9 protein-coding genes are annotated in these 13,180 nt (G+C 47.2%); 8 read left to right on the top strand and 1 reads right to left on the bottom strand.

The genetic code is table 11. The annotated features are described in order from the left end of the window. Nucleotides 1-486 precede the first annotated feature (486 nt). From KKE17_06540 to KKE17_06510, 7 genes are all read left to right on the top strand, one after another. Nucleotides 487-1,863 (top strand): M23 family metallopeptidase, encoded by a 1,377-nt coding sequence (locus tag KKE17_06540; protein ID MBU1709646.1) that lies wholly within the window; start codon nt 487-489, stop codon nt 1,861-1,863. A 337-nt stretch (nt 1,864-2,200) separates the two neighbouring features. Beyond that, nucleotides 2,201-4,126, top strand: coding sequence for a DNA mismatch repair endonuclease MutL (mutL, locus tag KKE17_06535; protein MBU1709645.1), 1,926 nt, complete (start codon nt 2,201-2,203; stop codon nt 4,124-4,126). 58 nt (nt 4,127-4,184) lie between these two features. After that, a complete protein-coding gene (locus KKE17_06530; GenBank protein MBU1709644.1) occupies nt 4,185-6,374 on the top strand; it encodes an HAD-IIB family hydrolase in 2,190 nt (729 codons plus the stop codon). Further along, nucleotides 6,367-8,757: a sucrose synthase gene (locus KKE17_06525; protein ID MBU1709643.1), complete on the top strand. Its 2,391-nt coding sequence runs from the start codon at nt 6,367-6,369 to the stop codon at nt 8,755-8,757. The genes KKE17_06530 and KKE17_06525 overlap by 8 nt, the downstream gene beginning before the upstream one ends. Before the next feature lie 162 nt (nt 8,758-8,919). Next, on the top strand, nt 8,920-9,774 hold the full coding sequence (locus KKE17_06520) for a carbohydrate kinase (GenBank protein MBU1709642.1): 855 nt from the start codon (nt 8,920-8,922) through the stop codon (nt 9,772-9,774). A gap of 76 nt (nt 9,775-9,850) precedes the next feature. Then, nucleotides 9,851-10,735 (top strand): phosphoribosylaminoimidazolesuccinocarboxamide synthase, encoded by an 885-nt coding sequence (locus KKE17_06515; GenBank protein MBU1709641.1) that lies wholly within the window; start codon nt 9,851-9,853, stop codon nt 10,733-10,735. Between the two features lie 221 nt (nt 10,736-10,956). After that, nucleotides 10,957-11,193 carry a sulfurtransferase TusA family protein gene (locus KKE17_06510; GenBank protein ID MBU1709640.1) on the top strand — a complete coding sequence of 79 codons (237 nt, stop codon included), beginning with the start codon at nt 10,957-10,959 and terminating at the stop codon, nt 11,191-11,193. 7 nt (nt 11,194-11,200) lie between these two features. Here the strand turns inward: KKE17_06510 and KKE17_06505 are convergent, their stop codons facing one another. Next, nucleotides 11,201-11,371, bottom strand: a complete 171-nt coding sequence (locus KKE17_06505; GenBank protein ID MBU1709639.1) for a hypothetical protein — start codon at nt 11,369-11,371, stop codon at nt 11,201-11,203. A gap of 367 nt (nt 11,372-11,738) precedes the next feature. On the opposite strand from KKE17_06505, the gene KKE17_06500 reads away from it, so the two are divergent. Next, complete coding sequence (locus KKE17_06500) at nt 11,739-13,121, top strand: HD domain-containing protein (GenBank protein MBU1709638.1); 1,383 nt, start codon at nt 11,739-11,741, stop codon at nt 13,119-13,121. Nucleotides 13,122-13,180 lie beyond the last annotated feature (59 nt).

Here is a 13,180-nt window from a genome sequence, read left to right as displayed (position 1 = left end):
AAGGTATAGAGGGTGGTGTTCCATCTGTCAAGCAATAACAGGTATGGCAGCCCCGGACAGGACCCCGGCATATTAAAAAAGTTGAAACTGTTCCAGGAAAAAATTGTCGAATAATTAAAGAATTTCAACTCTTCTTACACTTTTTGTTGAATAAAATGGTAGTGATGTTAAGTAATACGGGCAATCAGGAAATAACCAACAAGAGCTTGTCCATTGCAGAAGATGCCTGTTTTGGGAAGGTTGCAGCTCCGGTTTTTGGCCGGAAAGGACCGTGAGCTGCGGTGCAATTGCACACGTAACATTTTTTTTTACTTTAGAATTACTGCCTGCACAAATTAAGGATGATACCATCTTCAAGTCCGCGTAATTAAAGCCCGCAGACAATCTCCTTGGGTAAGGATGTTATCTTTATCAGACTCGTTCGTTGTTTCTGTTCACCAACAATAATAATATAAATGCCTCATGAAAAGGGCTGGAAGGATTTAAATGTCATTACAATCATCGCCATCAAAGAGAATTAAAGCAGGAAGTAATTTTCTACAGATCCTTTTAATCGTCGGCCTCATAGTTTTGGGAGTGGCAGGTTTTTTATTAGTGAAGCTGTATGAAAGGGAGCGGCCGCAGGTTACCCTGTTGACGGATATAACCAGGATAGGAATTTCCAGGGAAGTCAGTATAGTGGTGACGGATGCGAAAAGCGGCATAAGCGAAATGGAAATCACCATGAAGCAGGGCGCCAACAAGACAAAACTGTACGGGAAGAAATTTCCTAAACACAGTTTGTTTTTTAATGCAGGGCCGCATCGGATTGAAGAGGTTGTGATGATCGCTCCCCGGGAACTCGGATTTGATGACGGTCGGGCTGAAATCATCATTGAGGTGAAAGACCATTCCTGGAGCGGCTGGATGGAAGGCAACACCGCATCAGTTTCATATTCCACCATGATTGATACGCAGCCGCCAGCGGTTTCGGTCATTTACTCATCCCGTTATATCAAACCCGGCGGCTCGGGTGTTGTGGTTTATAAAGTGAATGAAGCGGTTATTGGGCATGGAGTGACCATCAACGATATTTTTTACCCGGGATTTCAGTTGGAAAACCGTGTCGAAGGGATGTTTGTCTCGTACATCGGCATACCGTTTAATACTGAAAAAATTGAGACGGCGATGGTTTCGGCTGCCGACAATGCCGGCAATGAGGGAAAATCGGTTTTCGGGGTGATTCTGCGAAAAGTTGTTTATGAAAAGGATCGTATAAATTTAAGTGATGCGTTTTTCAAACAGAAACTTCCCGAATTCTCACAATATTACCCGGAAATGTCCGGTACCGATGTAGAGCAGTACCTCTATGTGAATAATACGGTGCGCCAGGATAACGCCGGGAAAATTACAGAAATCTGTCGGAAATCCGTGGCTGAAAAGCATTGGAAAGGGACTTTCAAGCGGTTGCCGCGGAGCAGCAGACGGGCCGGGTTTGCCGAATTCCGGAGTTATTATTATCAGGATGAAAATATAGATCAGCAGTATCATCTTGGAATAGATCTCGCCTCGGTTCGCCATGCTACCGTTACTGCCGCAAATGATGGCCTGGTGGTTTTTGCCGATTATATGGGTATTTACGGCAATACGGTGATCCTGGATCATGGGCAGGGGATTTTCAGCCTTTATTCGCATTTAAGCCAGGTCAGCGCTCAGGTCGGTGATTCATATGAGAAAGGGGCGACCCTGGGCCTTACGGGTACCACAGGAATGGCTGGAGGAGATCATCTGCATTTCGCCATGCTGATAAACGGCGTGTTTGTCAACCCCATTGAATGGTGGGATGCAAGCTGGCTGAACCTGAATATTGAAAGCCATCTATAACGTATTCAACTGAATTTTCTGAGTTAGCATAGCACCTGAAATTCAGGAGTCAGGAGTCCGAATCCAGAAGAAATGCGGTACAATCAGTTATCCTGACTCCTGGCTTTTTCTGATAGTGAATCAATGGCACTTATTTATTAATATAACTGCATAATTTGATGAAATCGTAAAAAGACTGATTTCATCGAGTTATTGCTTGTAACATGTTGATTTTGTGTGGTGGACCTTTTTCTACAGCGATTTTTCGAAGTCTCGTTTCTCTCGCTTATCTACGAGTCCATCAATAATTTCAATAAATTTGAATAAGTCAGAAAGTTGAGTTAACTAGCGAATAACCTTGTCAAAGATAAAGATCCTTCCAGAAAATTTAGCAAACCAGATTGCCGCGGGTGAGGTCGTGGAGCGGCCGGCGTCCGTGGTCAAGGAGTTTATCGAAAATGCCATAGACGCCGGCGCCCGGCATATTACAATTCAGATAGAAGGCGGCGGAACCAGACTCATACGGGTGATTGATGACGGGGCCGGCATGGACCAGGATGATCTGCTTCTGTGTCTTGAGCGGCATGCCACCAGTAAGCTTATTGATGAGCGGCAACTCGGGGAGATTAAAACCCTGGGTTTCAGGGGGGAAGCGATCCCCAGTATTGCCTCGGTGTCCCGCCTGACGATCATCTCGCGGCCCGCGGCTGCATCTCTCGGATCCAAAGTTGAAGTTCGGTATGGAACGGTTTTAAAGGTCCATGAAACCGGCAGCTTTTTTGGTACGGTTATGGAGGTGAAAGATCTCTTCAGTAATGTTCCTGCAAGAAAGAAATTCCTGAAATCAACCAGGACTGAGCTGTTTCATATAGAAGAGGTCATCCGTAATTACGGGTTGGCTCTTCATCAACTGGGCATTTCCTATTCGGTAAACAACAAAGAGATCATTAACCTGCCGGCGGATTCCGATTCCCCGGAGGAAAGGGTGTTGCGACTTCTGGGCGGTCGCTCTGGCGGATTGCTCATATCCCTGGGAAAAAGAGATGTGGAAACTGAATCTTCAGCAGGGATAAGTGTTTCCGGACTTTTATTCCCACCCGAGGATATGGGAGTCAACGCAAGGCTCAGGATGTTCGTTAATGGCAGAATCGTCAGGGATAGGATGGTGGCTCACGCGGTTGCTGAGGGCATGCGCGGTTTCCTGATGAAGGGTGGGCATCCGGCAGGGGTTATTTTTATAGATCTTCCCTGTGGGGATATCGATGTCAATGTTCATCCCACCAAGCAGGAGATCCGTTTCCATAAACCCAACGTTGTGCATCAACTCATTATTTTAGAAGTAAGCAAGGCCCTCCGGCGTTTTCAGGAAGAGTTGAAGTATTCCCTGTTTGGGACGCCGATAATCAGTGAAGAAGAAAGGCCGTCCAGAGAAGAGGGTTTGTCCGCCAGACAGGCGCCCTTTGCCATAGAGCATCAGTGGGTGAGGCAGTCGGTTTTTCCAAAAAACATAAAGGCTGCAGAACCTGCGGCAACCCCTGGATATACATCCCTGTTCGGTGACAATAATTCTGAAAAAAATGAACCGCAGCACCAGCAAGTGGCATATCCTGATAGTGAGCAAGTGCCCGCTACAAGCGCCTGTGGTATGGTCATTCATGAGTCTTTTTTTGACTCCGGCGCGACATCTGTTACAATGGGGTGGAGTTTTATACGGCCCATCGGTCAGCTGATGAATTCCTATCTGCTCTGTGAAACAGACAAGGGGCTGGTGGTAATTGATCAGCATGCCGCCCAGGAGCGCCTGATTTTCGAGGAATTGAAAAAGGATTTTTCAAGAGGTGCCATTGCCGGCCAGAAACTGCTTTTCCCAAAGGTCCTGGAGTTTGAACCTGAGGAAAGAGCCATGGTCAAAGAGTATGAAAATGAGATTGCCGCGTTAGGGGTTGAGCTTGAGGAATTCGGCGGTGCAAGTTATGTGATCAAGGCGGTTCCGGCGATTCTTAAGGATCTGCTTCCCGAGGAGGTGCTGCAGGGGATTTTTGAAAGGTTTTCGGCCCGGGGAAATGATGCGGCGTTACAATCCCCCCGGGGGATGGAAAGCGTCCTCGCCGGGTTGGCGTGCAAGGCGGCGATCAAGGCCGGTCATTCTTTACAGGATGAAGAAATCGAACATCTCCTTGCAAAAATGCAAGAGGCGGATGTTTTTTCCCATTGCCCCCATGGAAGACCGGTGGTGAAATGTTTTACAGGGGATGAGATAAAGAAGTGGTTCCGGAGGACCTGATATATAGGCAAGATTTGTCTTAATTAGAATTCATTCCGGTAAATACGACAGGAGATAAATGGCAATTTCTGGTTTGTACATTCAACTGTTCAGTATTCACGGCCTCATCAGGGGAAGATCTCCTGAACTCGGGCGCGATGCCGATACCGGCGGCCAGGTAAAATACGTTCTGGAGTTAGCTCAGGCCCTGACCCAACACCCGGATGTCGCCCGGGTTGACCTTGTAACCAGGCTCATTAAAGACAAAGCGGTTTCCGAAGATTATTCCAAGCCCATTGAGGCTTTATCCGAAAAAGCGCGTATCGTGCGTATCCGTTGTGGCGGCCTTAAATATATCCGTAAAGAACTCTTATGGCCGCACCTTGATGAGTTCGTTGATAAAACTCTCAAGTTCATAAAATCAGAAGGTAACGTGCCTGATTTTTTTCACGGCCATTATGCAGATGGCGGCTATGTTGCCCGTCAATTGGCAAGCATCTTCGCGACGCCTTTTATCTTTACCGGTCATTCCATGGGCCAGCATAAAAAAAGTAAATTATTGTCCGAAGGAATGACCTCGGAGGAGATCAACAGGCGATACCGCATTGATTTCAGAATTGATGCGGAAAAGAGAATCATCAAGGATGCCGAACGGATAATAACCAGCACCCACCATGAGATCGATAATCAATACGCTCTCTATGAAAACTTTTCAGACGGGCATTTCATGGTCATTCCTCCGGGAATCGATGTTGAGACATTTTATCCGTATTATGACACACAGCTTGATTTTAATCTGGAGACCGAGCAGACCAAGCATGCCCACATGGTTCTTCTCCATGAATTGCATCGTTTCTGGGTAGGTCCGCATAAACCGTTCATCCTGGTGCTCTGCCGACCGGATCAGCGGAAAAATATCTCCGGATTGATTACTGCATACGGGGAAGACAAGGAACTCCAGGCCATTGCCAATCTGGCGATTTTTGCAGGGATAAGAAAGAGCATCAATCTGATGGAGGAAAATGAGCGAAATGTCCTCACTGAAATGCTTCTGCTCATGGACCGTTATGATCTCTATGGAAAACTCGCCATTCCTAAAAAACACGATTTTACTCTGGAGGTTCCGGAACTCTACCGGCTCTGCGCTGAAAGTCGCGGTGTATTTGTCAACCCGGCCCTTGTTGAGCCTTTCGGCCTCACCCTGATCGAGGCTGCGTCATGCGGTTTGCCGATTGTTGCCACTCGAGAGGGAGGCCCTGCTGATATAATCGGCAACTGTAATAACGGCATCCTGGTTGACCCGACAAAACCTGAGGAGTTATCTGCTGCCTGCCGTAAAATACTGGTTGATAAGGAATTGTGGGAGGATTACTCCAGGAACGGTATTATTGGTGTTCGCGAACATTACTCCTGGGCTACTCATTGTGAAAAAACCGTGGAGCTTGTCAAGGAAGCTTTGCATGAGATGCCCGGCGACGGCTTGGTTGCGACAGTCGCAAAGCCCCTGGCTATCGGTCAGCGTCTGGCGTTTGTCAATAAGTTGCTTATAACCGATGTCGATAATACCCTGGTGGGCGAAGATGAATCCATGGAGGAGATTTTATCTCTGCTGGCTGCCAATAGCCAAAAGGTCTGTTGGGGCGTGGCAACGGGAAGATGTCTCAGTCTGACCCTGGAATATCTGAAGGAAAACACCATCCCGGTGCCGGATATCATAATCTGTTCGGTGGGTACGGAAATATATTATGGTCCGCGGCTCAATCCGGATAAAGGCTGGCAACAGCATATCGCACATAACTGGAAACCCGAGGCGATCAAACTTGAACTTGCCAAACTCGATTTTCTCGAATTACAGGAGAAGGAAACCCAGCAACGCTTTAAGATAAGTTACTACATGGAAGATAATCCGGATTATCTTGCCATGGTCCATCAGGCCTTGCAGGCAAGAAAAATCCGCTATAACCTTATTTTTTCAAACGGCCAGTTTCTGGATATTTTGCCGTATCGGGCGTCCAAAGGCAAAGCGGTCCGCTATCTGAGTTATAAATGGGAAATACAACTCCCCGATATTGTTGTCTGCGGTGATTCCGGAAATGATGAAGATATGCTGCGGGGCGACACAAGCGGCGTAGTTGTCGGGAATTACAGCAAGGAACTTGAAAAATTAAAAGGATTAAGACGAGTGTATTTCAGTAAGCAGGAGTATGCAGCGGGAATTCTTGATGGCATGAGACATTATCGATTCTTTGAGGGAGGTCGAAGTGAATAAATCCCTGTCGAGTTTCATCGATGACTCTGAGATTCCTGTGCTGCTGGATTTTTTATCACAGCTTTTAACAACCGATAACAAGATCATCCTCAGAAACGACATATTGCTTGCTTTACAACAGTATGTTGCCGACCACGATGGATTGCCGTCCCTGTCCACTTCCAGACGATTCTTGAGCAAAGTCCAGGAAATACTCAACCTCCGGGAGCGTCTGATAATCGTTTACCGTCACCGACAGGCAACCTGCCGGATTTATTCACTCAACGGTCACCAGCATGAAATCATAGAACTTTCCACCAGAGAATTTCTGGATATCAAAGAGCGGTTGATTAAACCGGATCTGCCCTATAATCAGCGGACCATGGAAATTAATCTCGCCTCTTTTTATGATTACGGGCCGAACCTGAAAGATCCGGAGACCATCGGCAACGGTATTCGGCATCTCAACAGGTATATGTCGGCAAGTCTTGCCAGGCAGCCGGAGCGCTGGAATCACGTGCTCTATGAATTTCTTAAACTGCATCATCTTCATGGGGTGCAGCTTCTTCTTGACGGCGGCAGGATACGGAACACCGGTGAACTTGAAAGCGCCCTTGAGGATGCGGTGGATTTCCTGGAACGTTGCGATTGCCCGGAAGACATGGCGTATCTGCGGTCCAAACTGAAGGGACTGGGATTTCTCGACGGCTGGGGAGACACCGGGGAGCGGATCCTTGAAACGATTCATCTGCTTCAGGATATTCTTGAGCAGCCCAACGAAGCGACCCTTGAAGAGTTTCTTGCTAGAATACCAATGGTTTCAAAAATCGCCTTGATATCACCACATGGCTGGTTCGGTCAGGAAAATGTCCTGGGACGCCCGGATACCGGCGGCCAGGTTGTCTATGTGCTGGATCAGGCCAGGGCGTTGGAAACTTATCTCGAAGAGGACATCAGGAGATCGGGTTTGCCGATCAGTCCCCGGATCATTATTGTCACCAGGTTGATCCCGGAGCATGAAGGCACTACATCAAACCAGCGGCTTGAAAAGGTTCATGGCACCAAGAATGTTTTTATTCTGCGGGTTCCCTTTGTGGATCAGCGGGGAGAGGTTGTGCCGCTCTGGATTTCCAGATTCAAGGTGTGGCCGTACCTTGACCAGTTCGCAGTTGACGTTGAGGATGAGATTGGTAAAGAGTTCGATGGATTGCCGGACCTGATCGTCGGTAATTATTCCGATGGAAATCTTGTTGCCACCCAGCTGTCAAAAAGTATGGGGGTCATTCAGTGTAACATTGCCCATGCGCTGGAAAAATCCAAATATCTGTTCAGCGATCTGTACTGGCAGGATTTTGAAAAAGAATATAATTTCAGTGTCCAGTTCATGGCGGACCTGATGTCGATGAATCAGGCCAATTTCATCGTTACCAGCACAAAGCAGGAAATTACCGGGACGGACAGCTCAATCGGTCAGTATGAATCATATCAGTTTTTCACAATGCCTGGATTAATGCAGGTCGTTCGCGGCATTGATCTTTTTCATCCCAGGTTTAATGTGATTCCTCCCGGAGTGAATAATGCCGTTTTTTTTCCATATAAGGAGAAAAGAAAGAGAAAGAAAAAGAAGTTTGCCGAGCTCAAAACCATGATTTTTGAAACCGAGGATCAGGATTGTTTCGGTCACCTTGACGATCAGAATAAAACGCCGATTTTTTCCATTGCCAGACTTGATCGCATCAAGAACCTCACCGGTTTTGTTGAGGCTTATGGCCGAAACCAGGAGCTGCGCAAGCGGGCGAATCTGGTGTTTGTTGCCAGCAAGCTTGATCCCGAAAGCTCCCGAGATCATGAAGAGGCAGCTGAAATACGCAAGATGCACGAGCTCATAGAAAAGTATGAGCTTGCCGGAAACATCCGCTGGATCGGCAAGGTATTGTCCAGCGAGGAAACCGGGGAAATTTACCGGATGATGGCTGACCGAGGGGGAATTTTTGTGCAACCCGCATTGTTTGAAGCCTTCGGCCTCACTATCCTTGAGGCAATGCATTCCGGGCTGCCGGTGTTTGCAACTCAGTTCGGCGGCCCCCTGGAAATCATTGAAAACGGCAAGTCCGGTTTTTTGATCAATCCTACGGACCCGGATTACATGACTGCCAAAATCTGTGATTTTTTCGATAAGGCAGCCGGCAACAACAAATACTGGCTGGAAATATCAAAAAAGGGAATGGAGAGGGCCCGCACCCATTTCACCTGGGACCTCCATTGCCAGCGATTGACCCGGTTAACCAAGGTGTATGGCTTCTGGAAATATTCAATTTCCCAGAAGGCTAAATCACGATTGGGAGAGTATTGTCATCTCCTGTATAATCTCTATTTTAAGAACAGGGCGAAAGAGATCCGCTAGGCCGGCTTACATCAGGCACAAAGGCAGGCACAAAGGCAGGCACAAAGTGGAAGAACAATAAAAATATTTAATTATTCCTGTTTGTCGCTGACTTTGATCGCTTTGTTAAGCGAGAAGGGGATTTCCTGTAACAGTTGAAAATATGTCTTTTGGAGCAGGCCAATGATCATAGCAGTGGGAGAGGTTGTCTGGGACATGTTCCCGGATGGGAGAAAAGTATTGGGCGGCGCGCCGGTCAATGTCGCATATCACCTTCACACCCTTGGGGTTGAAATCGGCATCATCAGCAGGATCGGTAGCGACATCCTGGGCGAGGCTACCGTAGAAAAATTCAAGGCACTGGGCCTTCCCCTGGATGGTCTGCAGCGCGGCGATCTTCCCACCGGAGAGGTGCAGGTAACGGTGGATGGTAATAATGAGCCGCATTTTGAAATCATCGCGCCTGCAGCCTGGGACAATCTGGATGAAGGTCTGGCGATGGATTTTGCAGGAGACTCGAAATTTGACCTGGTGTTCGGCACTCTGGCGCAAAGGGACAGTCGCAGTAGAAATGTTATCGGTAAATTACGGGCAAAGGCGTCCAGACGGTTTTATGATGTAAATCTGCGACCTCCCTTTACTACCCCTGAACTTGTTCTTGACTCTCTTGGGCAAAATGATATAGCAAAGGTCAATGGCCATGAGTTGCTTAAGATTGCCGGATGGTCGGGATGCGGCGGCGAGTCAAAAAAAGATTCAGCACGTAATCTTCTTGAGCGCTTTGATATCAAGGTGCTGGTTGTCACCGAAGGTTCCCGGGGGGCATGGCTTGTAACCGGTGATCAGTACTTTGAAGATTCCGGCGTCAAAGTTGAGATTTCAGATACGGTGGGCGCCGGTGATTCGTTTTTCGCCGCCCTGATTGAAGGGTATGTAAAAGGAGTGCCCTGGGCCGAGAGTCTGGCGAGGGCTAATAAGCGAGGCGCATACGTTGCTTCGCAAAACGGGGCGACTCCGCAGATGCCGGAATATTTGTAGAAAGATTTTATTGTTTTAAAAACTGCATGTACTTTTATGCATAACTTATAACTGAAAAAGATTTGAGGACACATTCATGACAAAACCAGTAACCGAAACCCGGTTTGGAAATCTCAACCTCATTCACAGGGGCAAGGTGCGAGACCTTTATGAGGTTGAGGGCAAACTGTTAATGGTCGCCACGGACCGGATTTCTGCCTTTGATGTTGTGATGGATGACCCCATCCCCGGCAAAGGCGCCATACTTACGAAATTATCGCTGTTCTGGCTGGATTATCTCAAAGGTATTCTTCCCAATCATCTGATCACCGCTGATGTGGATCAGTTTCCAGCTGTATGTAAACCATACCGCAAGATTCTTGAGGGGCGCAGCATGTTGGTGAAAAAAGCGCGGCCGTTGCCGGTTGAGTGCATTGTCCGCGGTTATATTTCCGGATCCTTCTGGAAGGCGTATAAGAAAAATACCACTGTCTGTGGAGTTGATTTACCCAAGGGCTTACTGGAGTCGGATAAATTTCCTACACCGCTGTTTACGCCTTCAACAAAAGCGGCACTTGGCGAACATGATGAAAATATTTCTCTTGAGCAGATGGAAAATCTTATGGGAGTCGATGAAACCAGGCGGATATCTGATGTATGCATCCGACTCTATGAAAAGGCAGCGGATTTTGCCCGGACCAAAGGAATTATCATTGCAGACACCAAATTTGAACTGGGTTGGGATAACAACGAGTTGATTCTCATTGACGAAGTGCTGACCCCGGATTCTTCCCGGTTCTGGCCGATGGATGAGTATAAACCCGGCAGCGGACAGCCGAGTTTTGATAAACAGTTTCTGCGGGATTATCTGTTGTCTCTTGACTGGGATCAGACCCCGCCACCACCGAAACTTCCCGAGGATATCCTCTCAAGAACTGCGGCCCGTTACGGTGAAGCAGTTACCCGGATCATCGGATCCTGACCTGGCGGGTGCGGATATTTTTTGCCCCCTGGGGAAATCCCGGGGGAAGATTTTATGTTGACACCCGCCGGGTATTCAGCTAAGATGGTTAAGAAGTTAATTATTTAGCTAACTTCTATACCTTTGAGCTGCATGCCGAAGACCCAGAAAATATTCAACGACGGATGTTTATCCGGCCCGGCAGGCATGATGCGGAAAAATCGATTACTGGAGGAAAAACTATGAGCGCAATCACCGCTGATCACGTATTGGACACCCAGGGATTAAGCTGCCCGATGCCCATGTTGAAAACCAAAAAAACCATGAAGAATGTCGCGTCAGGCCAGATTCTTGAAGTAATCGGCACTGACCCCGGTTCGAAGAACGATATTCCTGACTGGATCAAAAAATCCGGCCATGAACTTGTCGGCAGTACCGATGAGGGGGGAGTATTCCGGTTCTTTATCAAAAAAGGATAATCCCGCTTTAACCGGCGATTATATATAGAAGCCGCTTCGGAGTTTTCCGGGGCGGTTTTTTTTGGAGACTGGTTCTGCTGGAAATTCTGGCCAGCAAGGATTTGTCTGCAGTGAGGCAGACCGGCAATAATTTTTCGCGCAGGGTTTTGATTTCCCTTCCTTCACCCTTAAGGTTCATTCTTTTTTTCCTGATCAGTTTCTATTTGCCTGTGCAAAGCGAGGTATGTTCCAACTTCATTCGAAGTTGTTGCCTACCTCATGTGTTGAGCTTCATTTCGACATTATTTTTTCTGAGACACGCGACAATTTACTCCAAAACTATCCTGGCATGGCGCTCTACCGCCGGCATCAAAACTGATCCCCGAATAATCACCATTTCCCTGGCTGATTATTGCAAACAACCGTCGGGTTCTGCAGCAGCAATCAACTTGTTCGTAATTTTATTTGATAGCACCGGGCTTATTGGGTATAAATAATAATCACTCTCATATTCTCTTATTGAGGATGCCGCAGGTTCCCATTGATCAGGAGGCTTAATTCAAAGAATGCCAGGAAGCAGAATCAATATTGACACCCTTATAGAAATTGTTTCACGGGGCGGGGCGGTCAAAACCGGGGTTGATATTATAAACAGGAAAGGGCTTCTTCTTCTTGAAAAGGATGTGCTGGTCACCAAGGTGAAAACCCTTCTGCTGATCAAGCACAGCGGGGTGTATGATATTCCGATTCATCCGGAGTTGGCGGGCGGCGTCTGGGACAATAAAGGCAGGCAAATGTCTTTTGGTGCAACTCCGCCCCGGAAACAAGAGAAGAAAGCCGCCCCCGCCCCCAGGTCGGAGATTGAAAAGAAGATTCAGACCATCAATCAGCTGAAAAAAGAGGCATCGGTCCGCTACGAAAAGGCCAAGGAAAGCACCAAACAGGTTTTCACCGACATCAAAAAGACCGGCGGAGAGATCGATCTGGGGCTTGTCAAGCAAACCGTTCAGGAACTCTTTGATTTTCTGACTGTTAACGAGAGTGCTTTTTCCTATCTTACAAAGGAAATACTGAATTATGACGACTATCTGTATAATCATTCGATTAATGTCTGCACCATCGGCACCGCTATTTTAAACAGGTTTAATGATAATTTCAGCGAGGCGATAAACAAGCATCTTGTCAGTGTTTTTGAAAGCACAATCGATTATGAGGATGAGAGCACGGTCTCCTACGTAAATTATCTGCCGGCGGACATGCAGGATGTCTCGTTGGGTTTTTTCATGCATGATATTGGTAAAATTCTGATCCCTGACAAAATTCTCAACAAGAAAGGGCCGTTGACCGCCGAAGAGTTTGAAATAGTCAAAACCCATTCCTATGAAAAAGGCGTTGAGATACTTGAAAAAAATAAGATAGATAATCCCTACACCAGGAATATTGCCAAGTATCATCACAGCGCCTTGTTTGTCGGTGAAGATCGTTGTTATCCCCAGAACCGGCTTCCCATTGAAATACCCCTCTATGTGAAGATATGTAAACTTGCGGACATCTATGACGCGATGACCTCCAAGAGGTGTTACAAGGATGCTTGCAATCCCACGACCGTGGTCACCGATATTTTCCGCAGATATGCGGAGAAAGATCATATTCTGCAGTTCATGCTGCACTCTTTTGTCAAGTCAATCGGGATTTATCCACCGGGAAGCATTGTGACGTTGAATAATAATCAACTTGCTTATGTTATGGACAGCAGCGGGCCGCTGGTCATTCCTTTTACCGATACAAAAGGGGATGCCTTGAAAAAGCAATCCGCGCCGATTAATCTCGCTGAACAAGTGGGCAGGGAAGAGTTGCAGATTAACAGACGCAAACCGCTTAATGCGCCCATTGAAGTCTACGATAAACTTCCCTCGTATCTGAAGTCGGCTGCTCCTCTGGAAAAGTAATCATTGCTTGCCGTTCTGGATTCGGGTCATGGGAATGAATGATTTTATCGCTTAATGTG

Source organism: Pseudomonadota bacterium, from assembly GCA_018823135.1.
GTDB lineage: Bacteria > Desulfobacterota > Desulfobulbia > Desulfobulbales > CALZHT01 > JAHJJF01.
Note: the sequence above shows the minus strand (reverse complement) of the source record. Positions and strands in the feature narration are given on the sequence as shown.

Coding starts and splice junctions, on each gene's coding strand:
- KKE17_06500 (MBU1709638.1), top strand. CDS start 11,739: ATGCCAGGAAGCAGAATCAATATTGACACCCTTATAGAAATTGTTTCA.
- KKE17_06510 (MBU1709640.1), top strand. CDS start 10,957: ATGAGCGCAATCACCGCTGATCACGTATTGGACACCCAGGGATTAAGC.
- KKE17_06515 (MBU1709641.1), top strand. CDS start 9,851: ATGACAAAACCAGTAACCGAAACCCGGTTTGGAAATCTCAACCTCATT.
- KKE17_06505 (MBU1709639.1), bottom strand. CDS start 11,371: ATGAACCTTAAGGGTGAAGGAAGGGAAATCAAAACCCTGCGCGAAAAA.
- KKE17_06520 (MBU1709642.1), top strand. CDS start 8,920: ATGATCATAGCAGTGGGAGAGGTTGTCTGGGACATGTTCCCGGATGGG.
- KKE17_06530 (MBU1709644.1), top strand. CDS start 4,185: ATGGCAATTTCTGGTTTGTACATTCAACTGTTCAGTATTCACGGCCTC.
- KKE17_06540 (MBU1709646.1), top strand. CDS start 487: ATGTCATTACAATCATCGCCATCAAAGAGAATTAAAGCAGGAAGTAAT.